Genomic DNA, 25,657 nt, shown 5'->3' on the forward strand with positions numbered 1-25,657 from the left:
GACCACGCCCCGGTCACGGTGTTCCCGCTGATGCGGCAACGGTATGCGCTCGCGGACGGCTCCGGGGCGGCACGAAGGCGGAGGGCGTGGCGGGAGAGGCTGCGGCACCGCGCGGAAAGCGGGCGCGCGGACGCGGAAGAGGGCCCGTGACATCCATCGGGCCGGAGCCGTCCCACAGGCGGTGAGAGCGGGTCTCCGTTTTCTACTGGATGTCCGGGCCCTTCCCGGGTCCAACCCCCCGCGCGATCGGGCGGCTCCGCCCGGACACCGGCCCCGGACCACCGCGCTGGCTCGGACGGGCACGGCGTCGGCCACCGGTGTGGCCCGCTCTCGCCCCGCCGCGGCGCGGTGCCCGGTGGCGACCCGGGCGGCCGATCGGTGAGTCCCGTGCTGGACTGCAGCAAAACTACCGGCTTCGCGGCCCTTGTCAACCGCCGCATGTTCTGCGGCGACTCTCTGTTCTCCCAGTTCAGCACCATGATCGCAGGTGGCGGCCAATTCCGTCCCGGACGAGCGGGTCCGGCCCCGCGGCGCGCGGCGCCGCGGGGCTCGGCAGGCCCGTCCCAGCGGCCCTGTCAGCCGCCTACCTGTCAGCCGCCTACCTGTCAGCCGCCTACCTGTCAGCCGCCTACCTGTCAGCCGCCCGCCGAGGGGACGACGACGGTGCCGGTGGCGGTGACCGCGACGATCGGCTCGGCGAGCACCTCGGCGGACGACTCGCCCTTGTCGGGGCGGCCCCGGCACACCACCCGGGCCTCGAAGTCCAGGGTGCGGCTGCGGGTGCCGACGCGGGTGACGACGGCGCTGGCCTCCAGCACGTCGCCGGCCCGGACGGGCGCGCGGAACTGCACGTCGGAGTAGGAGGCGAACAGGCCCTCGTCGCCGTCGGTGCGGATGCACACCTCCGTCGCCACGTCCCCGAACAGGCCGAGCATGTACGCGCCGTCGACCAGGTCGCCGGCGTAGTGGGCGTGGGCGTAGGGCACGTAGCGGCGGTGGGTGACGGTCAGGCCCTCGCGGGGGTCGCTCATCGTCCGTCCTCTCCTTCCTCGCCGGCCGCCTGCCGGGCGTCGTCCACGGCGTGGCCGGGCAGCAGGGCGTGGACGAGGTAGCTGGCGACCTCGGCGGGGGTGGTGCCCTTGCCGAAGATCCGGTCGACGCCGAGGTCCTCCTCGGTGACGGTGTCGAAGCGCGGCCCGCCGACGACCAGCAGCGGCCGCCCCACGCCGGCGGCGACGGCGGTCGGGTACTCGGCGTGGAACGCGGCGGCCATCTGCTTGGTGTTGTGCAGGTGCGCGTTCTTCTGCGTGACGACCTGGGAGACCAGGACGGCGTCGGCGTCCTCGGCCTTGGCGCGCTCGACGAGCTCCTCGACGGTGACCTGGGCGCCCATGTTCACCACCTGGATCTCCCGGTAGTACTCCAGGCCCTTCTCCCCCGCGAACCCCTTGACGTTGAGGATCGCGTCGATGCCGACGGTGTGGGCGTCGGTGCCGATGCAGGCGCCGACGACGACGAGCCGCCGGTTCAGCGCACCCCGGACGGCGAGGTTGACCTCCTGCGAGGACAGCAGCGGGTAGGCGCGCTCCTCGGGGACGGGGATAGAGGCGTAGTCGATGAGGTGGCCGACCCGCCCGTAGACGATGAAGTAGGTGAAGTCGGGGCCCATCGGCTTGGCGTGCACGACACTGGCGGGGTCAAGGCCCATCTTCCCGGCCAGCTGCAGCGCGGCGGCGTCGGCGCGCTTGCCCGCCGGGATGGGCAGCGTGAACGACATCTGGACCATGCCGTCGCCGGTGGTGTCGCCGTAGGGGCGGATCACCTGGCGGGTGTCGGCGGGCTGGGCCGGGGCCTGCGTCCCCCCGGTCGTCTCGACGGTCATGCGGGCACCTCCTGGCCGGAGTCGGCCGTGGCGTGGCGGGCGTGCGGGTCCTCGCCGTCGAGGATCTCGATGGCGGGGTTGTAGTAGCCGTCGGCGCGCTCGACGACGCCGTCCAGGCCCTTGCCGCCGTCGGGCGGGCGGCGGGTGACGCCGAAGGTGCCCTCGGCGATCGCGGTGAGCAGCCCCTCGTCGTTGACGCGCTCCAGCAGCTCCACCGACTCCGACAGCACCTGCTTGGCCCGCTGGACGATCATCCCGTCCGGGCGGGGCATGAAGTCCTCGGCGAGGGCGCCGCAGGCGTCGCGGACGTACCGGACGTTCTCCAGCGCCAGGTCGCGGTCCGACAGCCACGGGGTGTGGATGCCCTCGGTCATCATCCCGATCAGGATGATCGACTGCCCGGTGAGGACCCCGGCGAGGTTGAAGAAGGCGTCCAGCAGGTAGCCGGCGAAGATGTTGCCGGTCATGTGCTTGGTGGGCGGCATGTACTTCAGCGGCGCGCCGGGGAACAGCTCCCGGACGAGCTGGGCGTGCGCCAGCTCCAGCCGGAACGAGTCGGGGATCGCCGGGTTGATCTCGAAGGCGTGGCCGAGGCCGAGCTGGGCGTCGGCGAGGCCCGCCTCGTGCCCGAACCGCTCGTTGAGCAGCTGGCTGACGATCACGGTGTGCGCGGCGTCGACCGCGTCGGCGGTGGTGAGGTAGTTGTCCTCGCCGGTGTTGATGACGATGCCGGCGCGGGCGTGGATCTGCCGGGAGAAGCGCTGGTCGATGAAGGTGCGGCGGGGGTTGATGTCGCGGAAGATGATGCCGTACATGCAGTCGTTCAGCATCATGTCCAGCCGCTCCAGCCCGGCCAGCGTGGCGATCTCCGGCATGCACAGCCCGGAGGCGTAGTTGGTCAGCCGGACGTAGCGGCCGAGCTCGCGCGAGACGTCGTCCAGCGCCGCGCGCATCAGCCGGAAGTTCTCCTGCGTGGCGTAGGTGCCGGCGTAGCCCTCGCGGGTGGCGCCCTCGGGGACGAAGTCCAGCAGCGACTGCCCGGTGGAGCGGATCACCGCGACGACGTCGGCGCCCTCGCGGGCGGCGGCCTGCGCCTGCGGGATGTCCTCGTAGATGTCGCCGGTCGCGACGATCAGGTAGACGAGGGGACGCGGCGGGTCCGCGGCGTCGGGGGTCGGCAGTTGCACCAGCAGCTCGTCGCGCTCGGCGCGGCGCCGGTCGATGCGGTCCATGCCGCCGCGGGCGGCGGCGGACGCGGCCTCGCGGGCGTGCGCGGCGTCGGTGCCGGCGGGCAGCCGGAACGACGTCCGGCCGCGGGCGGCGGCCTCGGCGAGTTCGCGCAGCGTCCGGTGCGGCCCGTTCAGCAGCGCGTCCCACACCGGCAGCGCGAGGCCGTGCTCGAGGCCGACCTGGTCGCGGACGGCGTCGGCGAGGTGGTTGGCCCACGGCCGGCCCTCGTCGTCGGCGCCCGTCAGCCCGGTCAGCCGCAGCAGCGCCCGCTCAACCGAGACGGTGGTGTGGGAGCGGGCCATCCGGATGATCGGTTCCGCGGCCCGGGCGGCGAGCCGCCGGGCGGTGTCCACCACCTGCGGATCGAGGTCCAGCTTTCCCTGCGGCGCCATTGCCGTCTCCCCTCACGCTGCCGCCCCTCTCAGGCCGGTTGCCGACAATCGTCCTTCTATGCGTGTTGTCTACCGCAGATCTTCCGGCATCTGAACGGCAAATCGCAAGAACCAACAGCAGATCCCGCGGAGAGGAGCGCCGGGCACCGCCTCCCCGTCAGGCATTCCCCGCGCGCCCGGCCCGCTCCCCCGCCGCGCGAAAGCCCGGGCGGGGCCAGCCTTTGCTTCCCGCCCCGGACGGTCAGGTCACTTCCAGGTGACGGCCACGGCGAAACCATGTCCGGCCACGCTTGGTGAGCTTAGAATCACCGACAGTCGCCTGCGGGCGGGGAACCCGGCCCCGCCCCGCACGCCCGGTCCCCCCAGGAGGAACATGATCATTTATATTGCGGCCGCGGTCTGCGCCGTCATCGTCGTGATCCTCGCCAGCCGGCTCGTGCGGCGCGGGCGGCTCGGCGTCGACGACGCCGACCCCGACGGCCCCACCACCGCGCACACCGGGGCGATGCTGTCCGCGCTGTTCCTGCTCGCGTTCGCCATCGCCATCGTGGTGCCGTGGACCTCCGCCGACTCCGCCCGGTCCAACACCTACGCCGAGAGCCAGGCCGTCGTCGAGGCGTACTGGGCGGCCTCCAGACTCCCCGCCGCCGACGCCCAGCACATCCAGGCGGGCCTGAGCGACTACGTGCAGTTCGTCCGCGGTCCAGAATGGCGCCGGATGCGCGACCACGGCCGGCTCAGCGCGACCGGCTGGGCCAAGCTGGACACGCTGCGCCGCGAGGTGATCGCGGTCAACACCCCCACCGACGAGCTCCAGAACGCCCAGGGCGCCGTCCTGGACCACCTCACCGAGATCTCCGCGGCGCGGCACCAGCGGGAGATGGACGCCAAGACCACCCCGCCCGCCGGGCTGCTGGCCGTCACCGTCCTCACCGGCATCGTCGTCATGCTGCTGCCGCTGTTCGCCGGCGCCCGCCCGCGCGGGATGGCGCTGGTCCCGCTCGGGCTCATGGCGGGGCTGCTCGCCGCGGGCATCTACCTGGTCTTCGACATCGCGCACGTGTTCCGCGGCGGTCTCGCCGTCCATCCCGACGCGTTCACGGGCGCGGCGGCCGAATTGCGGCGCATCGCGGGCGGTGGCTGAGCGTGCGCCGCACGCCGCTGCTCCCCGCCGCCCTCTGCGGTGCGCTCGCCGGCGCGCTGGCCCTGCCGGCCTGCGCGTTCGCCGACCCCGCGCCCGACCCGTCGTCCTCGGTCACGGTCACCGGGGCCGGCGGGGGCGGGGTGAGCGTGTGCATCGACGGGACCGTGCACGTGAACGTCGGCCCGGGCGCCCCGGGCTGCGCGGAGCCGCCGGCCCCGTCACCGAAGCCGCCGCCCGAGCCGCCCCCGCACACGCCGCCGCCGGCGACGCACGCCCCGCCGCCGCCCGAGCCGCCCACGCCGCCGGAGACCCACCCGGCGCCGCCGCCGGCGGCGAAGCCGCCTCCGCACGCCGCACCGCCCGTGCACGTCCCGGAGGCGCCGCCGCCCGCACCGGTGCCGAGCCCGCCGGTGCCGGCGCGGCATCCCGTGCGGGCGGCGGCCCCGGCCCCGGCGGTCCCGGCCGCACCGCACCCGCGGCCGAAGAAGCCGTCGGCCTCGCCGCGCCCGGTCAACCGCGCCGCGACGTCCAAGCCGAAGACGATGCAGCGGCGCCGCAACCCGCTCAGCACCTCGCTGGTCCTGGTGGTGATCGCGGTCGTGGTCAGCGCCGGCACGGCCATCGCGTTCGCCCGCTGACGCGGTACTCGAGGGCTGACGCGGGGGCCTCGCGACCAGCGCGTCCCCGCCCGTCCCGCCGCGCCGGGGTCGGGCGGGGGCGCGCCCGCACCCGGCCGCGCCGCGCGCCGGGTCAGGGCAGCCGCGGCTTCAGGTAGGGGGCGGTGCGGCTCGCGGGCGAGGCGGCCACCTGCGCGGGCGTCCCCGCGGCGACGATGCGGCCGCCCTCGCCGCCGCCGCCCGGCCCGAGGTCGATGACGTGGTCGGCGGACGCGGCCACGTCCATGTCGTGCTCGACCACCACGACGGTGGCGCCGCCGTCCACCAGGGCGTGCAGCTGCCGGTCCAGCAGCTCGGTGTCGGCCGGGTGCAGGCCGGTGGTCGGCTCGTCCAGCAGGTACAGCACGTGGCCGCGGCGGGCCCGCTGCAGCTCGGCGGCGAGCTTGATGCGCTGCGCCTCGCCGCCCGACAGCTCCGTCGCCGGCTGGCCGAGCCGCAGGTAGCCGAGGCCGACGTCGCGCAGCGCCGCCAGGGAGCGGGCGGCGGGCGCGACCTCGGCGAGGAACCCGGTGGCCTCCTCGACCGTCATCGCCAGCACGTCCGCGATGTTCGCGCCGTGCCAGGTGATCTCCAGCGTCGCGGGGTCGTAGCGGGCGCCGTGGCACACCTCGCAGACCGCGTAGGTGGACGGCAGGAACAGCAGCTCGACCGAGACGTACCCCTCGCCCTGGCAGTTCTCGCAGCGGCCCTCCGGCATGTTGAAGGAGAACCGCCCGGCGTCGTAGCCGCGCGCCCTCGCCTCGGCGGTGGCGGCGAACCGCTTGCGGACGGCGTCGAACAGGCCGGTGTAGGTCGCCAGGTTGGAGCGGGGCGTGCGCCCGATCGGCCGCTGGTCGACCCGCACCACCCGCTGCACGTCCTCGCTCGTCTCGGCGCGCTCGGCGAGGACGTCCACGAACGTCGACTTGCCCGACCCGGACACGCCGGTGACCGCGGTGAACACCCCGAGCGGCACGTCGGCGTCCAGGCCGCGCAGGTTGTGGCGGGTGACGCCGCGCAGCTCCAGCGTCCCCGACGGCGCCCGCGACTCGCGGCGGGGACGCGTCCGCTCGCCGAACAGGAACCGGCGCGTCATCGACTCCGGGACGTCGCGCAGGCCCGCGACGGGGCCGCTGTGCAGGACGAGGCCGCCGTGCACGCCCGCGCCGGGGCCGACGTCCACGACCCAGCCGGCGCGGCGCACGACCTCCATGTCGTGCTCGATGACGAACAGGCTGTTGCCCGCCGCCTTCAGCCGCTCCAGCACCGTCATCAGCGCCTCGGTGTCGGCGGGGTGCAGCCCGGCGGACGGCTCGTCCAGCACGTACACCACCCCGAACAGCCCGGACCGCAGCTGCGTCGCCAGCCGCAGCCGCTGCAGCTCCCCCGCCGACAGCGTCGGCGCCGGGCGGGACGTGGCGAGGTAGCCGAGGCCGAGTTCCTCCAGCACTTCGATGCGGGCGGTCAGGTCGCGGGCGAGGACGGCGGCGGGGCCGTCCCCGGCCAGGTGCGGGCGCAGCACGTCCGCCAGCGCCGACAGCGGCAGCCCGGCCAGCTCGGCGATGGTGCGGCCGGCGAAGGTGACAGCGAGCGCCTCCGGCCGCAGCCGCCGCCCGCCGCACACCGGGCACACCGCCGAGACCAGGAACGACTCGGCGCGCCTGCGGCGGCTCTCGCTCTTGGAATCGGCGTAGGCGCGCAGCACCAGCCTCTTCGCGCTGGAGTAGGTGCCCTGGTAGGGGCGGTGGATGCGGTGCGCCTCGCGGACCGGGTGGACGGTCACGACGGGCTGCTCGTCGGTGAACAGGATCCAGTCGCGCTGCTCGCGCGGCAGGTCCCGCCAGGGCCGGTCGATGTCGTGGCCGAGCGCGTCCAGGATGTCGCGCAGGTTCTTGCCCTGCCAGGCGCCCGGCCACGACGCGATCGCGCCGTCGCGGACGCTCAGCGACGGGTCGGGGACCAGCGACTCCTCGGTGACCTCGTGCACCTCGCCGAGGCCGTGGCAGTTCGGGCACGCGCCTGCGGCGGTGTTCGGCGAGAACGCGTCCGAGTCCAGCCGCTCCGCGCCCGGCGGGTACTCCCCCGCGCGCGACAGCAGCATCCGCAGCGAGTTCGACAGGGTCGTCACCGTGCCGACCGACGACCGCGACGACGGCACCGACCGGCGCTGCTCCAGCGCCACCGCCGGCGGCAGCCCCGTCACCTCCTCGACGGAGGGCGCGGCGACCTGGTGCAGCAGCCGCCGCGCGTACGGCGCGACCGACTCCAGGTAGCGGCGCTGCGCCTCGGCGTACAGCGTGCCGAACGCCAGCGACGACTTGCCCGACCCGGACACGCCGGTGAACGCCACCAGCGCGTCGCGCGGGATCGCGGCGTCGACGCCGCGCAGGTTGTGCTCGCGGGCGCCGCGCACCCGCACGAACGGGTCGTCGGCGGCCTGCATGATCAGCACACTACCGGCCCGCCGCCGCGGCCGGCCGCCGCGGGGTCACCGCAGGTCAGGGGCGGCGGCCCACCCCGCCGAACACCAGGAACCGCTCGGGGTCGGCGACCTCGTCGCCGTCGTCGGGACGCCACAGCGGCACGTACACCAGGCCCGGGTCCAGCAGGTCCCAGCCGTCGAAGAAGCGCAGGATCTCCGCATGCGACCGCGACACCGCCGGGGAGGTCGCCCGGTCGTACAGCTTGCCGATCGCGGCGGTCTTGCCCGGCTGCGCCTCGTGCGTGAGGTGCGACAGCACCAGGTGGCTGCCCGGCGCGCCCGCGTCGCGCAGCGCCGCCGCGATGCCCGCCGGATCCTCCTCGTCCTTCACCAGGTGCAGCGCCGCCACCAGCAGGAACGCCACCGGCTTGGCCAGGTCGACGACCCGGTTCAGCTCGCCGTCGGCCAGGATCTCCGCGGGCCGGCGCATGTCCGCCTGGATCACCGTGGCGCGCTCGTTGCCCGCCAGGATCGACCGGCTGTGCGCGACGGCCACGTCGTCGTTGTCGACGTACACCACCCGCGCGTCCGGGTTGACACTCTGTGCGACCTCGTGCACGTTGCCCTGTGTGGGGATCCCCGACCCGATGTCGACGAACTGGTCGACGCCGGCCCGCGCCGCCGTGCGGACCGCGCGGCGCAGGAACGCCCGGTTCGCGTGCGCCAGCTCCCGCGCCTGCGGCTCGATCCGCAGCAGCCCGGTCGCCAGGTCACGATCGGACGCGAAATTGTGCTCTCCTCCGAGCAGGAAGTCGTACACCCGTGCGACGCTTGGTCTCTGACCGTCGACCTCGGGTGGGATCCACTCGGAGTCCATGCATCGTCTCCCTTTTCAGCCGAGGGGCGTCGTCCGCGGGGGGATTCAGCGTAACGCGAATCACACCGGGACGACCCTGGCGCAGCCGACAGTGAAGGACCGATGTCAGAGCCACTCGCAGCGCACCCCGGGCCGGTGACCGTCCTGGCGACCCCGGACGGCACGGTCACCGCCTGCAGCGACGGCGCGGCCCGCCTGTTCGGCCGCGCGGCGCCCGCCGCCGTGGGCGCGCGGCTGGCCGACCTCCTCGGGCGGGCCTGCGCCGAGCCGCTGGCGGCGGCGCTCAAGCAGGCCGCCGCGGGCCGCCCGTGGCGCGGCGCGCTGCCGCTCGACGGCGGCGCGCTGGAGGTGTCGTGCGACCCGATGGCGGCCGGTTCCGGCCGGACGCTGGTCGCGCTGACCGTCGCGCCGCCGTGGGCGGACGGCCTGGAGCTGCTGAACGAGGCCGGCCGCCGGATCGGCTCCACCCTGGACCTGCACCGCACCGCCGCGGAGATCGTCGGGGTGACGGTGCCGCGGTTCGCCGACGCGGGCGCCATCTACGTGCTGGAGGCGCTGCTGGCCGACGGCCGGCCCGCGCCGTCCGCCGCCGGACCGGGCGCGAGCTCGGCCGTGGTCCGGCGGCTCGCGGTCGCCTTCGCCGAGGACGACCCGAGCTCCTGGACCCGCGAGTTCCCCGTCAACGAGGTCATCGTCTACCCGCCCGGCACCCCGTACGCGCGGTGCGTCGCCTCCGGCCGGATGGTGGAGTTCGGCAGCGACGCCATCCCCGACACGATCCTGCACCGCACCCCCGAGACCGCCGCCGGCCTGCTGGACCACGTGTCGCTGCTGGCGGTGCCGCTGGTCGCGCGGGGCCGGGTGCTGGGGTTCGCGGTGTTCAGCCGCAAGCGCGGCCGGATGCCGTTCGCGCCCGCCGACACCGCGCTGGCCGCCGAGCTGGCCTCGCGCGCCGCGACCTGCGTCGACAACGCCTGCCTGTACCGGCGCGAGCACCGCACGGTGGCGGCGCTGCAGGCGGGCCTGAAGCCGGGCCGCGTCGCCGCCCCCGCCGGGCTGGAGATCGCGCACCGGTACGTGCCGGCGGGCGGCGACGTCGGCGGCGACTGGTACGACGTCGTCCCGCTGCCCGACGGACGGGTCGCGGTCGTCATCGGCGACTCGGTCGGGCACGGGGTGACCGCGGCCGCCGCGATGGGGCAGCTGCGGATCGCCGCGCACACCCTCGCGCGCGGCGGGCTGCCGCCCGCGCAGGTGCTGGCCCGGCTGGACGCGATCGCGCAGGGCCTGGACGCCGCGCAGTTCGCCACCTGCCTGTGCCTGGTCTGCGACCCGGTGACGATGCGCTGCGAGCTGGCGTGCGCAGGGCACCCGCCGCCGCTGCTGGCGCTGCCCGGCGGGACGGCCCGGCACTTCGCCGTCCCGCACGGGCTGCCGCTCGGGGTGTCGGATCCGGCGCACCCGGCCGAGTACGAGCAGGTCTCCGGCACCATCCCGGCGGGCGCCACCCTCGCGTTCTACACCGACGGGCTGGTGGAGAGCCGGATGCGCAACGTCGACGAGGGCATCGCGCGGCTGGCGTCCGCGCTGGTCGCCTCGCAGTCGGCGTCGCTGGACGCGACCGCCGACGGCGTCCTGACCCTGCTGGCCGACCAGCAGGGCCACGACGACATCGCCCTCCTCCTCGTCCGCGCCACCGGCCCCGGAGCCGGCTGACCGGACCGGGGCCGGGGGCCGCTACAGGCCGGGGAGCTGGTGGTTGCGGAACGCGTCGACGAAGTACTCGTGGTCGCGGCGGACGATCTCGGCGTAGCCGGTGCCGAACGCGACCATGTCCTCCACGAACGCCGACTCGTCGTCGCCGATCACCGCGTTGATGGCGTCCTCGACCTGGAACCCGACCAGGGTGTGGTCGGAGTCGGTGTCGGACACGCAGTGCACCTTCGCGGTCGCGCGGCCGAGGTCGTCCAGGACCGACAACATGTCCTCCGGCTCGGTGAGGCCGCCCCAGTCCAGGTCCTCCTCGTAGGGCGACAGCTCCTGCACCACGTAGCCGACCCCGTCGATCTGGGTGTATCCGAGCCACGGGTCGGTGTTGGCCTGCAGCGCCCGCCGCGACACCGCGGTGCGGTGCCCGTGGTGCTGGAAGTACTCGCGGATCCGCTCGTCGTCGACGACGCGGCTCGGCGCGGCGACGTTGCCCTGCTTCATCGACAGGATGACGTCGTTCTCCAGCGCCTGGGTGTTGCCCTCCACCAGGATGTTGTAGGCCGACAGCCCCGCCGACCCGATGCCGAAGCCGGACGCGCCGACGATGTCCTTCACCTGGTAGGTGAGGCTGCCGAACCGCTTCTCGCTCGGGATGGTGCGCAGGTAGTCCTGGTAGGCGGCCTCGACCTTGGCGCGCTCGGCGTCGTCGAGGCGGCGGACGCCGGCGCGGTCGCGGAACCTGCGGTCGGGCCCGTCCACGACCGTCATGCCCTCCAGCAGCCCGATGCGGGTGCCGCCCATCGCCTCGACCAGCACCTCGCGCACGTAGCCGTCGGAGTTGTCCAGGGTCAGCGCGAACTTCTCGTCGCCCTCATGCGCGGCGAACTGGCGGACCTGGTCGACGTAGGCGCGCACGTAGGCCTCGATGAGCCGCCGGATGTCGGCGTCGGAGATCGCCTTCTGCCAGGCCAGCAGCGCCAGGCTCGCCACGAGCCGCTTGACGTCCCAGGTGAAGTGCCCGACGTAGGCCTCGTCGAAGTCGTTGACGTCGAACACGAACACGCCGTCGTCGTTCATGTAGGTGCCGAAGTTCTGCGCGTGCAGGTCGCCCTGGATCCACACGCGGCCCGTCCGCTCGTCGGCCCACCGGTCGTCGTCGTGCTGGACGTCGGCGTAGAACAGGCACGCGCTGCCCCGGTAGAACGCGAACGGGTCGGAGGCCATCTTGCGGAACCGGCGGCGGAACTCGGCCGGGCTGCGCTCCATCAGGTCCGCGAACGCCTGGACCAGCACGTCCACGATCTGGGTCTGCCGCTCCTTCGGATCGCGCCCGCGCAGTTCCCCGATGACGCTCGCCATGTCTCTCCTTCGATGATCGCCCGATCCCCGCCGCTTCCGGGGGATTAGACGATCATTCTGCCGAATCCGCTCCCGCCCGGGCGGTGAACAGCGGGAGAAGGGCGGGTTCCGACCGGAGCAGGCCGAGCGCGGTCTCGGCGTGCCCCGGGACGTAGCCGTTCCCGATCAGCATGGTGACGTCGGCGGCGAGGCCCTCGGCGCCGAGCGCGGCGGCGGAGAACGAGGTCGCCATCGAGAAGAACACCACGGTCCCGCCGGGCGCGGTGGCGAGGATCGCGCCGTGCTCGCAGCCGGGCACGTCCACGCAGACCACGGTGACGTCGGCGGGCTCGCCGAGTGCGGCGGCGACCGCGACCGGGTCGCGGGCGTCGGCGCGCACCACGGCGTCGGCCAGGCCGGTCGCGGCCAGCCGCTCCTCCTCCTCGGCGGTCGGGACGAGCCCGATCGTGCGGGACGCGCCGGCGCGGCGCGCCGCGGCCAGCGACAGCGAGCCGCTCTTGCCGGCGCCGCCGAGCACCGCGACGACCGGCCGCTCGCGGGACGCGACGACCCGCTCGGTGAGCGCGGGCGCGCCGCACACGTCCATGACCGCGAGCGCGACCGGCACCGGCAGGTCGCTCGGCAGGACGGCGGCGATGGAGCGGGCGAACAGGATCGCGTGGCCGTCGGCGGGGATCTGCTCGGAGCGCCCGTCCCAGCGGGCCAGGCCGTCACTGATCGCCAGCGGGGTCAGGGTGAGGGAGACGAGGGTGGCGATGCGGTCGCCGGGCTCCAGCCCGAGCGGCGAGTCGGGCCCGGCCTCCTCGACGGTGCCGACGAGCATGCCGCCCGACCCGGTCACGGGGTTGTGCATCTTGCCGCGCTCGCCGATGATCCGCAGCACGTCGGCGCGGATCGCGTCCGGGTCGCCGCCGTGCGCGGTGTGCAGCTGCCGGTAGGACGCGGCGTCCAGGTTGAGCCGCTCCACCCGGACGCGCACCTCGTCGGGGCGGATCGCCGGGTCGGTGTCCAGCCGCGCCGCCGCCTGCGGGAGCACGCCCGCCGGCTCCAGCACCCGGTGCAGTCCCACCGCGGTCCCCGCCCCCGCCGCCGTCCCGGTTCCGCTCATGCGCGCGCCCCTCCGCCAACGTCCGTGTCCGGTGCCGTCCAATGGTGATGTCCCGGAAGATATACCGAGCACCCCTGGTTTCAGTGGAAGTCTTCCCGTAACGTCGGCTCCATACAAGACTTTTATGCGATCGATGTGACGCGAGGAGGCGGTCGACGATGACCACTGCCCTGCATCCGGACCCGGACGCGGCCGTCCGGACCCCGGTGGCCGGCCGGGACGCGGCGGGCCAGCCCTACGGCTACCGGCGCCGGCCGCTGGAGGAGCCCGACTGGCGGCGGCTGCCCGGGTGGCGCGAGGTCACGGACGCGGAGTGGGAGTCGGCGCAGTGGCAGCGGGCGCACTGCGTGAAGAACCTCCGCCAGCTCCGCGCGGTCATGGGCGACCTGCTGGACGAGTCGTTCTACGCCGACCTCGAGCGCGACCAGGCGGAGCGGGCGACGATGTCGATGCTGCTGCCACCGCAGATGCTCAACACGATGGACACCTCGTCCACCGAGGCCTTCTACGCCGACCCGGTGCGCCGCTACATGCTCCCGGTGTTCAGCGACCGGCGCACCGACTGGCCGTCGCACCCCTACGCCACGCGCGACTCGCTCCACGAGGCGGAGATGTGGGCCGTGGAGGGGCTGACCCACCGCTACCCCACCAAGGTGCTGGCGGAGCTGCTGCCGACCTGCCCGCAGTACTGCGGGCACTGCACGCGGATGGACCTGGTCGGCAACTCCACGCCGAACGTCGACAAGCACAAGTTCACCATCCGGCCGACCGACCGGCACGAGGCGATGCTGGACTACCTGCGCCGCACGCCGGGCGTCCGCGACGTCGTGGTGTCGGGCGGCGACGTGGCGAACCTGCCGTGGCCGCGGCTGGAGTCGTTCGTCGACGCGCTGCTGGACATCGACAACATCCGCGACATCCGGCTGGCGAGCAAGGCGCTCATGGGCCTGCCGCAGCACTGGCTGCAGGACGAGGTCCGCGCCGGCATGGAGCGGCTGGCGGCCAAGGCGCACGGGCGCGGCGCGCAGATCGCGATCCACACCCACGTCAACGCCGCCTCGTCGGTGACGCCATTGGTCGCGAAGGCGGCGCGGGCGATGCTCGACACCGGCATCCGCGACGTCCGCAACCAGGGGGTGCTGCTGCGCGGCGTCAACGACTCCCCCGCCGCGCTGCTCGACCTGTCGTTCGCGCTGCTCGACGAGGCCGGGATCATGCCGTACTACCTCTACATGTGCGACATGATCCCGGGCAGCGAGCACTGGCGGCTCGCCGTCTGGGAGGCGCAGGAGCTGCAGCACGCGATCATGGGGTACCTGCCCGGCTTCGCGACGCCGCGCATCGTGTGCGACGTCCCCTACGTCGGCAAGCGCTGGGTGCACCAGCTGTCGGACTACGACCGCGAGCGCGGCGTCTCCTACTGGACGAAGAACTACCGCACCGGGCTGGAGATGTCGGACCCGGACGCGCTGACGCGCCAGTACGAGTACTACGACCCGATCCACACGCTGCCCGAGCGTGGACGCGAGTGGTGGCGGGAGCGGGCCGAGGCGGCGTGACCGCCCGACGCCTTTACAATGTAGATCAGGTAGCGGGGCGTCCGGGCGGAATATCCTCGGACGGGTGACCTCTGATCCGACGTCCCGTTTCCCGATCGGCGCCGCGGCGAGCGTGGCCGAACTGGAGGACGACCCGCACCCGCTCCTCGCCCGCCTGCGCGCCGCCGAGCCCGTCTCCTGGCTGCCCGCCCTCGGCGGCTGGCTGGTGACCTCGCGCGAGCTCGCGCAGCGGGTGATGCGGGACGCGGCCGCGTTCACCGTCGACGACCCGCGCTTCTCCACGGCGCGGGTCGTCGGGCCGAGCATGCTGTCGCTGGACGGGCCCGTCCACACCCGGCACCGCGACCCGTTCGCCCGGCCGTTGCGGCCCGCGCGGACCCGCGAGCGGTTCACCGCGTTCGTCGAGGCGGAGGTCGCGCGGCTGGTCGGCGGGCTCGCGCCGGCGGGCCGCGCGGAGCTGCGCGGCGAGCTGGCCGGGCCGCTGGCCGTCGCGGTCGTCGCCGAGGCGCTCGGGCTGGAGGGCGTCGACGCCGCGACGATCCGGTCCTGGTACGGCGCGTTCGTCGACGCCGTCTCCGCCATCACCGCGGGAGGCGACGCGCCCGCGCGCGCGGACGAGGCGTACGCGCTGCTGCGCGCGGCCGTAGAGAAAGCGATCACCGCGGACGGGCCCGGGTCGCTGCTGGCCGAGGCCGCCGCCGACGAGGCGGGCCTGACCACCGCCGAGGTCGTGGCGAACGCGGCGATCCTGATGTTCGGCGGCATCGACACCACCGAGGGGATGATCGCCAACACGGCGCTGCACCTGCTCGGCCACCCCGATCAGCTGCGGCTCGTCCTGGACGACCCCGGCCTGCTGCCCGCCGCGATCGAGGAGTCGCTGCGGCTGGAGCCGTCGGCGTCGGTCGTCGACCGCTACGCCACCCGTGACACCGCGCTCGGCGGCGTCACGGTGCGCGCGGGCGACCTGGTGCGGGTGTCGCTCGCGGGCGCGAACCGCGACCCCGCCGTGTTCCCCGACCCCGACCGGTTCGACGTGCGGCGCGCCAACGCAGGCGAGCACCTGGCGTTCGCGCACGGCCCGCACTTCTGCTTCGGCGCGCATCTGGCCAGGCTGGAGGCCCGCACCGCGGTCGCCGCGCTGCTGGAGCTGCCCGGACTGCGGCTCGACCCGTCCAGCGCCCCGCGCGCGCACGGGCTGGTCTTCCGCAAGCCGCCGCATCTGCATGTCCTGTGGGACCGGTAGCGGCCGTCCGAGGACGGGCGCGGCGGGCCGGAACGGCGCCCGTTTTATGGGAGCATTCCGCTCATGATCGTGGAACGCCAGGTCGAGCTGCGCTTCGGGCTCGAGAGCCGGGAAGCCGGGACGCACACCAACCTGTCCGCCGTGCGCCAGGACGGCCGCTGCCTGTGGGTGGCGGGCGACGAGACGGCCACCATCGAGCGGCTCACCGCGACGCTCGACGCGGACGGGCTCGTCACCGGCTACGAGGGCCACACCACGGTCGCGCTCGCCGACCTGGTCGACCTGCCCGCCGGCCCCGACGAGGAGGCCGACATCGAGGGCCTGGCGCGCAGCAACGGATGGCTGTGGGCGATCGGCTCGCACAGCCTCAAACGCAAGAAGATCAAGCCGGGGCAGAGCGGCGCGAAGGCCCGCAAGCGGCTCGGCTCCGTCGTGCGCGAGGACAACCGCTTCGTGCTGGCCCGCCTCCCGCTGGCCGCCGGCGCGGACGGGCTGCCCGAGGTCGTCCGCGAGGACGGCGAGCGCACCGCCGCCGTGCTCGGGCTGCACGGCGACTCCGTCACCGACCTGCTGAAGGACGACCCGCACCTGGCGCCGTTCCTGTCGATCCCCAGCAAGGACAACGGCATCGACATCGAGGGCATCGCCGCGCACCGCGACCGGCTCTACATCGGGCTGCGCGGGCCGGTGCTGCGCGGCTGGGCCGTCCTGGTGGAGATCCGCCCGGACACCGACCCCGAGGAGCCGGGCCGGCTGCGGCTGCTGCCGGTCGGCGACGGCAGGGCGCTGTACCGCACGCACTTCCTGGACCTCGGCGGCCTCGGCATCCGCGACCTGTGCCCGCAGGGCGACGACCTGCTGATCCTCACCGGCCCGAGCATGGACCTGGACGGCCCGGCGCGGGTGCACCGCTGGCCGGGGATCGCCGCGGTCGACGCGCCCGAGATCGTCACCGCCGAGCAGCTCCCCCGGCTCGCCGACCTGCCCTACGGCGACGGCGACGACCACCCCGAGGGCCTGGCCGTCCTGGACGGCCTGCACGGGGAGGGCGCCCGGCTGATGATCGTCCACGACAGCCCGTCGGCCAAGCGGCTCACCGCGGACGGCGGCGTGCTGGCCGACGTGGTCCGGCTACCCGAATAAGCGCTCGCTTGCCCGATCTGCTTGGATGGTGGCCGCAACCTGCGGGAACCGAAAGGGCGAAGCGAGCATGATCGAGTGGTCCGAGGAAGACCTGATGATCCGGGACGCCGTGCGCGGCTGGATCGACGCGGAGGTCCGGCCGAACCTGGACGCGCTGGACTCCGGTGAGCTGCCGCCCTACGACCTGATCCGGAGCCTGTACAAGACGTTCGGGATGGACGAGATGGCGCGCTCGTCCTTCCAGGCGCGGATCGCCAAGGAGCGCGAGGGCGACGCGGGGAAGGCGGACAAGAAGGACGCCGACGGCCCCGGCGGCGGCAACGCGGCGATGGCCATGCTGCCGGTCATCGAGCTGTGCAAGGTGGCCCCCGGCATGGTCTCGGCGATGGGCGTCGGCCTCGGCCTCGCCGCCGGGACCATCATGAAGCGGGGCACGCCCGACCAGAAGGAGCGCTGGGCGCTGCCGCTGCTGACCATGGAGAAGGTCGGCGCGTGGGCGATCACCGAGCCGAACTCCGGGTCGGACGCGTTCGGCGGCATGCAGGCCACCGCCAAGAAGGTCGGCGACGAGTACGTCATCAACGGCAGCAAGACCTTCATCACCAACGGCCCCTACGCCGACACGATCGTCTTCTACTGCAAGCTCGACGACGGCCGCGAGCCCCGCGACCGCGAGATCCTGACGTTCGTCCTCGACCGCGGGATGGAGGGCCTGGAGCAGAGCAAGCCGCTGCGCAAGATGGGCCTGCACTCCTCCCCCACCGGCGAGCTGTTCCTCAACGACGTGCGCGCCGGCGCCGACCGGCTGCTGGCGTCCGGCTCGCAGGGCGGCAAGGAGTCGGCCAAGCAGAACTTCGTCACCGAGCGCGCCGGCGTCGCCGCGATGGCCCTCGGCGTCATCGAGGAGTGCCTGAAGCTGTCGGTGGAGTACGCCAAGACCCGCGAGCTGTGGGGCCAGCGGATCGGCGACTTCCAGCTCATCCAGCTCAAGCTCGCCAAGATGGAGGTGGCCCGCCTCAACGTGCAGAACCTGGTGTTCCGGCACGTGGAGATGCAGCGGACGGGCCGCACCCCGACGCTCGCCGAGGCGTCGGCGATGAAGCTGTACGCCGCGCAGGCCGCCAGCGAGGTCGCACAGGAGGCGGTCCAGCTGTTCGGCGGCAACGGCTACATGAGCGAGTACCGGGTGGAGCAGCTGGCGCGCGACGCCAAGTCGTTCCAGATCTACGCCGGCACCGACGAGATCCAGATCACCCACATCGCGCGCGACCTGCTGTCCCGCTGACCCGGCACGGCACCGGGGATCCCCGCGGCGGACGCCGCGGGGATCTTCGCTGAAAGTCCCCGAACTTCCGGCGACCGCGCGGCATCGAAAAGGTGGAGGGCGGGTGAGGGCGATCGCCCGCCCTCCACCTGACGGCCTTCTGGACAGCCGACGACGGGGACTGGATACTCACAGCCATGGACGGTCAGCCCTCTTACCCGGTGCGAGCGTCCGACACCGAGCGGGACCGGGTGCTGCGCGTCCTCAGCGACCGCGTGTCCGAGGGCCGGATGTCGCACGAGACGTTCGAGCGCCGCGTCGACCAGGTACTGCAGGCGCGCAGCCGCGCCGAGCTGGACGACATCGTGCACGACCTGCCGCCGACCAGCCGCGTCGTCGGCCGGCTCACCGGCCTGGTGGCGACCGTCTCGCAGGTGACCGCGCGGATCGAGGCGGCCTGGCGCGGCCCCCGGCTGCCGCGCTTCGTCCTGCCGCCCGCCGAGTCGACGCGGATCGTGGTCGGCCGCGCCCCCGCCTGCCAGTTCGTGCTGACGGACCTGACGGTCTCGCGCTTCCACGCCGAGCTGTACCGGGCCGAGGAGGGCTGGATGGTCTCGGACCTGGGGTCGATGAACGGCACCCGGGTGAACGGCTGGCGGCTCACCGGCCCGGCCCGGGTGCGTCCCGGCGACGAGATCGGGTTCGGCAGCGTCGGCTTCATCGTCGCCGCCCCCTGACTCACCCGCCGGCGCCTTTCCCGGCCCTCCTCGGGCTCCTGCGAACCCGCCCTGCCCGGAACCGGACCGCCTCAGGGTCTTGACGTGTTCGTTAAGAGTCCTTACTTTCTCCTCCAAGTTAGGAAACCTTCTTAACTCCGAGGAGCCGCCGTGCCCGCGCCCGTCCCCGGGACCCCGAGCCTGCTGCGCGCCATCAACGACCGCGCCGCGCTGGAGGCGCTGCTCGCCCGCGGCCCGCTGACCCGCCCGCAGATCTCCGACCTCACCGGAATCTCCAAGCCGACCGCCTCGCAGCTGCTCGCCCGCCTCGAGGAGGCCGGGCTGGTCGTGCGGGACGGCCTGCGCGAGGGGCTGCCGGGGCGGACCGCCGAGCTGTACCGGATCAACGGGGCGGCCGCGCACGTCGCCGGCGCCGACGTCACCCCGACCCGCATCAGGGCCAGTGTCGCCGACCTCACCGGGACGGTCGTCGGCGAGCACACCCTGCCCACGCCCGCCCGCACCGGCGTGGACGTCGTCGCCCGGATGTCCGAGGCGCTCGACAAGGCCGCCGCGGCGGCCGGCCTCGCCCGCACCGCGCTGCACCGGGCCGTCATCGGCATCCAGGGCGCGATCGACCCGGCCACCGGGCGGCTCGGCTACGCCGCGCACATCCCCGGCTGGCACATCCCCGACCTCGCCGGCACGCTCGCCGGCGGCCTCGGCGTCCGCATCGCCATCGAGAACGACGTCAACCTCGCCGCGCTCGCCGAGCGCGCGGGCGGGCAGGCCGCCGGAACGCGCGACTTCGTGCTGCTGTGGGTCGCCGACGGCGTCGGCATGGCCGTCGTCCTGGACGGCGCGCTGCACCGCGGCGCGACCGGCGGCGCCGGCGAGATCGGCTACGCGCCCGCGGTCGGCGCGCCGCTGATGCGCGACGTCCGCCGCACCCACACGGGCGGCGTGCACAGCCTCACCGGCGGCGCGGCCGTGCTCAAGCTGATGCGCGAGCACGGGTTCCGCGGCCGCGACGCCGCCACCGCGCTCGGCCGCGCCGCGGCGGAGGTCGGCGCCGGCCGCGCGGGGACGCGCACCGCCTCCGACGCCGGCGCGCGCGCCGAGCGCGCCCTCACCGAACTCGCGACCCGGCTCGGCGCCACTTTGGCCACCGTCGTCGCCGTCCTCGACCCGGCCCTGGTCGTGCTCACCGGCGACGTCCTGCGCGCCGGCGGCGAGCCGCTGCGCGCGCGCGTCGAGCAGCACCTGCACAGCCTGACGATCCCGCGCCCCAAGGTGCGGCTCAGCTCCCTGCAGGGCAACCCGGTCCTGGCCGGCGCCCTGCAGCAGGCGCTCCAGGAGACCCGCGACGAGGTGTTCTCCACCACCGTCCCCGACACGACCCGTTCCTGAACCGCCCCGTTCCCGACCCGCACCCATCCCACCCCCCACTCCCCCACAGCGGACGGCGGCACCGGCCGTCCCTCCCCCGAAGGAGAACCGGAGTGCGCACATCGACAACGCGCCGGCTCGCCGCGGCCCTCGCCGCCGCCGGGCTCGGCCTCACGGCCTGCACGGCCGGCGGAAGCGGCGGCGGCCCGTCCGGCGGCCCGAAGGCCGGGGAGAAGCAGACGATCGAGGTCTGGCACGGCTGGAGCGCCCCGCACGAGGTGAAGGCGTTCCAAGACGCCGTCGCGGGCTTCCACCGGCTGCACCCCAACATCACCGTCAAGCTCGTCAAGGACCAGACCGACGACCGCATCACCAACGCCATCCGCGGCGGCAACCCGCCCGACGTGGTGTCGTCGTTCACCACCGACAGCGTCGGGCAGTGGTGCCAGAGCGGCTCGTGGCAGGACCTGTCCGGCGACATATCCGGGTCCAAGCTCGACATGAACCAGTTCCCCAAGCCGGTGCAGCAGTACACCCGGTACAAGGGCCGCCGGTGCGCGATGCCGCTGCTCGCCGACGCCTACGGCCTCTACTACAACAAGGCGCTGATGAAGGGCGAGCAGCCGCCGCGCACCTTCTCCGAGCTGACGGCGCTGGCCAAGAAGCTCACCGTCCGCAACCCCGACGGGACCATCAAGGTCGCCGGGTTCATGCCGTCCGCGCAGTACTACGAGCACCAGGTGCAGCACCTCGCCACCCAGTTCGGAGCGAAGTGGCTCACGCCCGACGGGCGCGCCGACTTCGCCGCCGACCCCGCCGTCAAGGCGTACCTGCAGTGGGACAAGAGCCTCATCGACTGGTACGGCTACGACAACGTCAAGAAGTTCCTGCACTCGATGGGCCAGGAGTTCGAGTCCTCCAACCCGTTCGAGAAGGGCAAGGTCGCCATGGCCGTCGACGGCGAGTGGCGCACCAAGTTCATGCAGGAGGAGGCGCCGAAGGTCGACTACGGGACCGCGCCCGCGCCCGTCCCCGACGGGCAGGACGCCCGCTACGGCGGCGGCTTCGTCACCGGCACCGTCATCGGCATCCCGCGCGGCGCCAAGCACCGCGCCGCCGCGTGGGAGTTCATCCGGTACCTCACGACCGACACCGGCGCGCTCGTCACCTTCGCCAACGCGCTCGGCAACGTCCCGACGACGATCGCGTCGCTGTCGTCGCCGGATCTGAGGCTGCCGCCGCAGTTCAAGACGTTCCTCGACGTCTTCAAGAACCCCGCGAGCGCCACGACGCCGCCCACCCCGAACGGCAACGACTACGTCGTGAAGTTCCAGCAGTTCGTCCAGGACCAGTGGGAGCCCGGCAAGGCCGGCGACCTCGGCAAGGCGCTCGCCGGGCTCGACGGGAAGGTCGACGCGTCGCTGAAGCTGGCCGGGGGCTGACGCCGTGGCCTCCGGCTCGCTGCGCCTGCCGCTGCGGCGCGGCCGGCTCGGGACGGTGTCCCGGGCCGGCCGCCGCCGGCGGCTGCGGGTGCTGGCGTTCCTGTCGCCGTGGCTGGCCGGGTTCGGGCTGTTCTTCGCCTACCCGCTCGCCGCGACCGTCTACTTCTCCTTCACCCGCTACAACCTGTTCACGCTGAAGTACGTCGGCCTGGACAACTACAAGTACCTGCTGCACGACGACGACGCCTGGACGGCGATGCGCAACACGCTGTGGCTGGTCGCGGTGCTCGTCCCGCTGCGGGTGCTGTTCGGCCTCGGCGTCGCGCAGCTGCTCACCAGGATCCGGCGCGGCGGGAACCTGCTGCGCGCGGTGTTCTACGTCCCCTACCTGATCCCGCCGGTGTCGGCGACCGTCGCGTTCGTGTTCGTGCTGAACCCCGGCACCGGCCCGTTCCCGGTGATCGCCCGGCACCTGGGGTTCTCGCTGCCGGACTTCTTCAACGACTCCGCGTGGGCCAAGCCCGGCCTGTCGCTGCTCGGGCTGTGGGCGGTCGGCGACGTCATGATCATTCTGCTGGCGGCGCTGCTGAACGTGCCGCGGTCGCTGTACGAGGCCGCCGCCATCGACGGCGCCGGTGCCTGGGCGCGGTTCCGGCACATCACGCTGCCGACCGTCTCGCCCGTCCTGGCGTTCGCCGCCGTCACCGGCGTGATCGAGACGCTGCAGTACTTCACTCAGGCGATGGTCGCCGGGAAGGTCGCCGCCGGGCAGGCGGACCTGCCCGGCTCCCAGTTCGCCCCCGGCTACCCCGGCGGGTCGACGCTGACGTTCCCGCAGTGGCTCTACGACGAGGGATTCCGGCAGTTCAACATGGGATACGCGTGCGTGCTCGCGCTCGTCATGTTCGTCATCGCGATGGCGTTCACGCTGCTGCTGCTGCGGCGGTTCCGCGCGTTCGCCGGAGAGGAGGCGCAGTGACCGCCCCCATCGCCTACGGCGGCCGGTCCCGGCGCACGCTGATGTGGATCGCCACGCACGCCGCCGCGATCGTCCTGGCGCTGATCTTCCTGGCGCCGCTGGCGTTCATGTTCCTGACCGCGGTGATGAGCGACTCGCAGGCGCTCAGCACGTCGCTGTGGCCGAAGCAGTGGCACTTCGAGAACTTCCGCCGCGCGTTCAGCGGCGACATGGTGCGCTGGACGGTCAACAGCACCGTGTACGCGGCGCTGTCGACCGTGCTGATGCTGGTGTCGAGCGTCCCGGTCGCCTACGCGCTGGCCCGGTTCCGGTTCCGCGGCCGCAACCTCGCGCTCGTCGTCGTGATCTCGGCGATGATGCTGCCGCCGCAGGTGACGATGGTGCCGCTGTACATCGTGTGGTCCCGCTTCCACCTGACCGGGACGCTCTGGCCGCTGATCATCCCGCAGGCGTTCGGGGACGCGTTCTCCATCTTCCTGCTGCGCCAGTTCCTCGTCACGATCCCGCGCGAGTACGCCGACGCGGCGCGGGTCGACGGCTGCGGGGAGCTGCGCACCATGCTGCGGGTCGTGCTGCCGATGGCCAAGCCCGCGCTCGCGGCCGTAGCGCTGTTCCAGTTCTTCTACTGCTGGAACGACTACTACGGGCCGCTGGTGTACGCCAAGCCGGAGAACTGGACCCTCGCGATCGGCGTGGCGACGTTCCGCGCCGCGCACCACGTCGAGTGGAACCTCACGATGGCGGCGACGCTGCTGACCATCATGCCGGTGCTGGTGGTGTTCTTCCTCGCCCAGCGCGTGTTCATCCAGGGTGTGACGTTGACGGGAGTGAAGGGTTGAAGCTGACGGTCATCGGGGGCGGGTCCACCTACACCCCGGAGCTGGTCGACGGGATCGCCCGCGAGCGCGCCGCGCTGCCGGTGTCGGAGCTGGTCCTCGCCGACCCGGACGCGCGGCGGCTGGAGCTCGTCGGCGGCCTCGCCGCGCGGATGCTGGCCCGCGCCGGGCATCCGGCGAAGGTCGTCACGACGGGCGACCTCGACGAGGCCGTCACCGGCGCCGCGGTGGTGCTGGTCCAGCTGCGGGTCGGCGGGCAGGCGGCCCGGCGGGTCGACGAGACGCTGCCACTGGAGTGCGGCTGCGTCGGGCAGGAGACCACCGGGGCGGGCGGGCTCGCCAAGGCGCTGCGGACCGTCCCGGTGGTGCTGGACATCGCCGAGCGCGTCGCCGCCCGTGCACCGGACGCGTGGATCATCGACTTCACCAACCCCGTCGGCATCGTCACCCGCGCCCTGCTGGACGCCGGGCACCGCGCCGTCGGCCTGTGCAACGTCGCGATCGGCGTGCAGCGCCGCGCCGCCGCGCTGCTGGACGCGGCGCCCGAGCGGATCGCGCTCGGCCACGCCGGCCTCAACCACCTGACCTGGGTGCGCTCGCTCGAGCTGGACGGGCGCGACGTCCTGCCCGGCCTGCTGGACGGGCACGCCGCCGAGCTGGCCGCGATGGCGGGGCTGCCCGAGCCGTTCCTGCGGCGGCTTGGCGCCCTCCCCTCCTACTACCTGCGCTACTTCTACGAGCACGACCGCGTCGTGCGGGAGCAGCGCGGCGCGCCGACGCGCGCCGAGGAGGTCGCCGCGCTGGAGCGCGACCTGCTCGCCATGTACGCCGACCCGGCGCTCGACACCAAGCCCGCACGGCTGGAGGAGCGCGGTGGCGCCTACTACTCCGAGGCCGCCGTGCAGCTCGCGGTGTCGCTGCTCGCCGGCCGCGGCGACGCGCAGGTCGTCAACGTCCGCAACAACGGCGCGCTCCCGTTCCTGGACGACCGGGCCGTGATCGAGGTGCCCGCGCGGATCACCTCGTCCGGCCCGGTCCCGCTGCCCGTCCCGCCGCTCGAGCCGCTGTTCTCCGGCCTGGTCGCGCACGTGGCCGGCTACGAGGAGCTGGCGCTGGACGCGGCGCTGCGCGGCGGCGTCGGCCGGGTCGCGGACGCGCTGCTGGCGCACCCGCTCGTCGGGCAGCTCGACACCGCCGACCGGCTGGCCCGCGACCTCGTCGCCGCCAACCGCGCCCACCTGCCGTGGGCCGCCTGATGGCGGCCGCGCCGGCGCGCCGCCGGGACGGGGTGCTGGTCGCCGTCGACGGCGGCAACAGCAAGATCGACGCGGCCGTCGCGGGGACCGGCGGGGAGCTGCTGGCGACCGTGCGCGGCGCCGGGTTCCGGCCGCACGTCGCCGGGCTCGACGGCGCGCTGGACGCGCTGGCGGCCGTCATCGGCGCCGCGCTCGCCGAGGCCGGCGTCCCGCCGGGCGAGGTCGTCCACCTCGCCGCCTACATGGCCAACGTCGATCTGCCGGGCGAGGAAGAGCGGCTCGAAGGGCTGCTGCTGGACCGGGGGCTCGCGCCCACCGCGGTCGTCGGCAACGACACGTTCGCGCTGCTGCGCAGCGCGGTCACCGAGGGGTGGGGCGTCGCGGTCGTCTGCGGCGCCGGCATCAACTGCGCCGGTGTCGCCCCCGACGGCCGCACCGCCCGCTTCCCCTCGCTCGGCGAGCACACCGGCGACTGGGGCGGCGGCGGCGCGCTCGGCCGCGCCGCGCTCTGGCACGCCATCCGCGGCGAGGACGGCCGCGGCCCCGCCACCGCGCTGACCGGGGCGGTCGCCGCGCACTTCGGCGTGGACCGTGCCATCGACGTCGGGCTCGGCGTCCACCTCGGCGAGTTCGACGAGGGCCGGCTCACCGCCCTCGCCCCGGTCCTGATCGGCACCGCCGAGGCGGGCGACGCGGTCGCCCGCGGCGTCGTGCTGCGCCTCGCCGAGGAGATCGCCCTGCTCGGCTCCGTCGCGCTGCGCCGCCTCGGCCTGCTGGACGCCCCCGCCGACGTGGTGCTCGGCGGCGGCGTGCTCGCCGCCCGCCGCCCGCTGCTCATGGACGCGGTCGCCGAGCGCTACGCCGCGCTCGCGCCGCGCGCCCGGCTGATCGTCCCCGACGACCCGCCGCTGCTCGGCGCCGCGCTGCTCGGGCTGGACCACCTGGGCGCCCCGCCCGCCGCGCACGAGGCGCTGCGGAACGCGTTCCGGCGGCCGCGAGTCCGGTAGATTCGGCGCTTCGACCGAGCCGCGGCAGTGCCGTGCCGCC

At 74.0% G+C, this 25,657-nt stretch carries 21 protein-coding genes; 14 read left to right on the plus strand and 7 right to left on the minus strand.

All coding sequences use genetic code 11. The features are described from left to right. Positions 1-635: 635 nt before the first annotated feature. Genes kal through kamD form a run of 3 tightly spaced genes read right to left on the minus strand, consistent with a single transcriptional unit; the run spans position 636 to position 3,504 of the window. A complete protein-coding gene (gene kal / locus J4709_RS05750; RefSeq protein ID WP_208237678.1) occupies positions 636-1,031 on the minus strand; it encodes a 3-aminobutyryl-CoA ammonia lyase in 396 nt (131 codons plus the stop codon). Then, complete coding sequence (gene kamE, locus J4709_RS05755) at positions 1,028-1,882, minus strand: lysine 5,6-aminomutase subunit beta (RefSeq protein WP_208237680.1); 855 nt, start codon at positions 1,880-1,882, stop codon at positions 1,028-1,030. The genes kal and kamE overlap by 4 nt, the downstream gene beginning before the upstream one ends. Next, a complete protein-coding gene (gene kamD, locus J4709_RS05760) occupies positions 1,879-3,504 on the minus strand; it encodes a lysine 5,6-aminomutase subunit alpha (RefSeq protein WP_208237682.1) in 1,626 nt (541 codons plus the stop codon). Before kamD ends, kamE begins: the two co-directional genes overlap by 4 nt. Positions 3,505-3,877: 373 nt before the next feature. Here kamD and J4709_RS05765 point away from each other — a divergent pair, with 373 nt between their 5' ends. Next, positions 3,878-4,648 (plus strand): bestrophin-like domain, encoded by a 771-nt coding sequence (locus J4709_RS05765; protein ID WP_208237684.1) that lies wholly within the window; start codon positions 3,878-3,880, stop codon positions 4,646-4,648. Positions 4,649-4,650: 2 nt separating this feature from the next. Further along, positions 4,651-5,286: a hypothetical protein gene (locus tag J4709_RS05770; protein ID WP_208237686.1), complete on the plus strand. Its 636-nt coding sequence runs from the start codon at positions 4,651-4,653 to the stop codon at positions 5,284-5,286. 112 nt (positions 5,287-5,398) lie between these two features. On the opposite strand, the gene J4709_RS05775 is transcribed toward J4709_RS05770, so the two are convergent. Continuing rightward, complete coding sequence (locus J4709_RS05775) at positions 5,399-7,747, minus strand: ATP-binding cassette domain-containing protein (protein ID WP_208237688.1); 2,349 nt, start codon at positions 7,745-7,747, stop codon at positions 5,399-5,401. Positions 7,748-7,802: 55 nt separating this feature from the next. Next, a complete protein-coding gene (locus tag J4709_RS05780) occupies positions 7,803-8,603 on the minus strand; it encodes an SAM-dependent methyltransferase (RefSeq protein WP_208237690.1) in 801 nt (266 codons plus the stop codon). Positions 8,604-8,705: 102 nt separating this feature from the next. Between J4709_RS05780 and J4709_RS05785 the strand changes: the two genes are divergently transcribed. Beyond that, on the plus strand, positions 8,706-10,319 hold the full coding sequence (locus J4709_RS05785) for a PP2C family protein-serine/threonine phosphatase (protein WP_208237692.1): 1,614 nt from the start codon (positions 8,706-8,708) through the stop codon (positions 10,317-10,319). A 21-nt stretch (positions 10,320-10,340) separates the two neighbouring features. Here J4709_RS05785 and J4709_RS05790 read toward each other — a convergent pair whose 3' ends face one another. Together J4709_RS05790 and kdd are read right to left on the minus strand one after the other, a co-directional pair. Next, on the minus strand, positions 10,341-11,672 hold the full coding sequence (locus J4709_RS05790; protein ID WP_208237694.1) for a DUF2252 domain-containing protein: 1,332 nt from the start codon (positions 11,670-11,672) through the stop codon (positions 10,341-10,343). Positions 11,673-11,724: 52 nt separating this feature from the next. After that, complete coding sequence (gene kdd / locus J4709_RS05795; protein WP_232383013.1) at positions 11,725-12,780, minus strand: L-erythro-3,5-diaminohexanoate dehydrogenase; 1,056 nt, start codon at positions 12,778-12,780, stop codon at positions 11,725-11,727. 158 nt (positions 12,781-12,938) lie between these two features. Here kdd and J4709_RS05800 point away from each other — a divergent pair, with 158 nt between their 5' ends. The 11 genes from J4709_RS05800 (at position 12,939) to J4709_RS05850 (ending at position 25,617) form a co-directional block, all read left to right on the plus strand. Continuing rightward, entirely contained in the window at positions 12,939-14,339 is a 1,401-nt protein-coding gene (locus J4709_RS05800; RefSeq protein ID WP_208237696.1) for a KamA family radical SAM protein, read from the plus strand. A 64-nt stretch (positions 14,340-14,403) separates the two neighbouring features. Beyond that, entirely contained in the window at positions 14,404-15,585 is a 1,182-nt protein-coding gene (locus J4709_RS05805) for a cytochrome P450 (RefSeq protein WP_208237698.1), read from the plus strand. A gap of 63 nt (positions 15,586-15,648) precedes the next feature. Further along, complete coding sequence (locus J4709_RS05810; RefSeq protein WP_208237700.1) at positions 15,649-16,728, plus strand: DUF3616 domain-containing protein; 1,080 nt, start codon at positions 15,649-15,651, stop codon at positions 16,726-16,728. 67 nt (positions 16,729-16,795) lie between these two features. Then, positions 16,796-18,013 (plus strand): acyl-CoA dehydrogenase family protein, encoded by a 1,218-nt coding sequence (locus tag J4709_RS05815; RefSeq protein WP_208237702.1) that lies wholly within the window; start codon positions 16,796-16,798, stop codon positions 18,011-18,013. Positions 18,014-18,189: 176 nt separating this feature from the next. Then, positions 18,190-18,729: an FHA domain-containing protein gene (locus tag J4709_RS05820; RefSeq protein ID WP_208237705.1), complete on the plus strand. Its 540-nt coding sequence runs from the start codon at positions 18,190-18,192 to the stop codon at positions 18,727-18,729. A gap of 150 nt (positions 18,730-18,879) precedes the next feature. After that, on the plus strand, positions 18,880-20,118 hold the full coding sequence (locus tag J4709_RS05825) for an ROK family transcriptional regulator (protein WP_208237707.1): 1,239 nt from the start codon (positions 18,880-18,882) through the stop codon (positions 20,116-20,118). Between the two features lie 92 nt (positions 20,119-20,210). Then, the gene (locus tag J4709_RS05830; protein WP_208237708.1) at positions 20,211-21,539 is read left to right on the plus strand and encodes an ABC transporter substrate-binding protein; all 1,329 of its coding nucleotides are present in this window, start codon (positions 20,211-20,213) and stop codon (positions 21,537-21,539) included. A gap of 4 nt (positions 21,540-21,543) precedes the next feature. Further along, a complete protein-coding gene (locus tag J4709_RS05835; RefSeq protein WP_307801002.1) occupies positions 21,544-22,518 on the plus strand; it encodes a carbohydrate ABC transporter permease in 975 nt (324 codons plus the stop codon). Continuing rightward, positions 22,515-23,357 (plus strand): carbohydrate ABC transporter permease, encoded by an 843-nt coding sequence (locus J4709_RS05840; protein WP_307801003.1) that lies wholly within the window; start codon positions 22,515-22,517, stop codon positions 23,355-23,357. The genes J4709_RS05835 and J4709_RS05840 overlap by 4 nt, the downstream gene beginning before the upstream one ends. Then, positions 23,354-24,610, plus strand: coding sequence for a family 4 glycosyl hydrolase (locus J4709_RS05845; protein ID WP_208237710.1), 1,257 nt, complete (start codon positions 23,354-23,356; stop codon positions 24,608-24,610). Before J4709_RS05840 ends, J4709_RS05845 begins: the two co-directional genes overlap by 4 nt. Further along, positions 24,610-25,617 (plus strand): N-acetylglucosamine kinase, encoded by a 1,008-nt coding sequence (locus J4709_RS05850; protein ID WP_208237712.1) that lies wholly within the window; start codon positions 24,610-24,612, stop codon positions 25,615-25,617. The genes J4709_RS05845 and J4709_RS05850 overlap by 1 nt, the downstream gene beginning before the upstream one ends. The last annotated feature ends 40 nt before the right edge of the window (positions 25,618-25,657 follow it).

The organism is Actinomadura violacea (assembly GCF_017573465.1).
In the GTDB taxonomy this organism is placed as follows: domain Bacteria; phylum Actinomycetota; class Actinomycetes; order Streptosporangiales; family Streptosporangiaceae; genus Spirillospora; species Spirillospora violacea.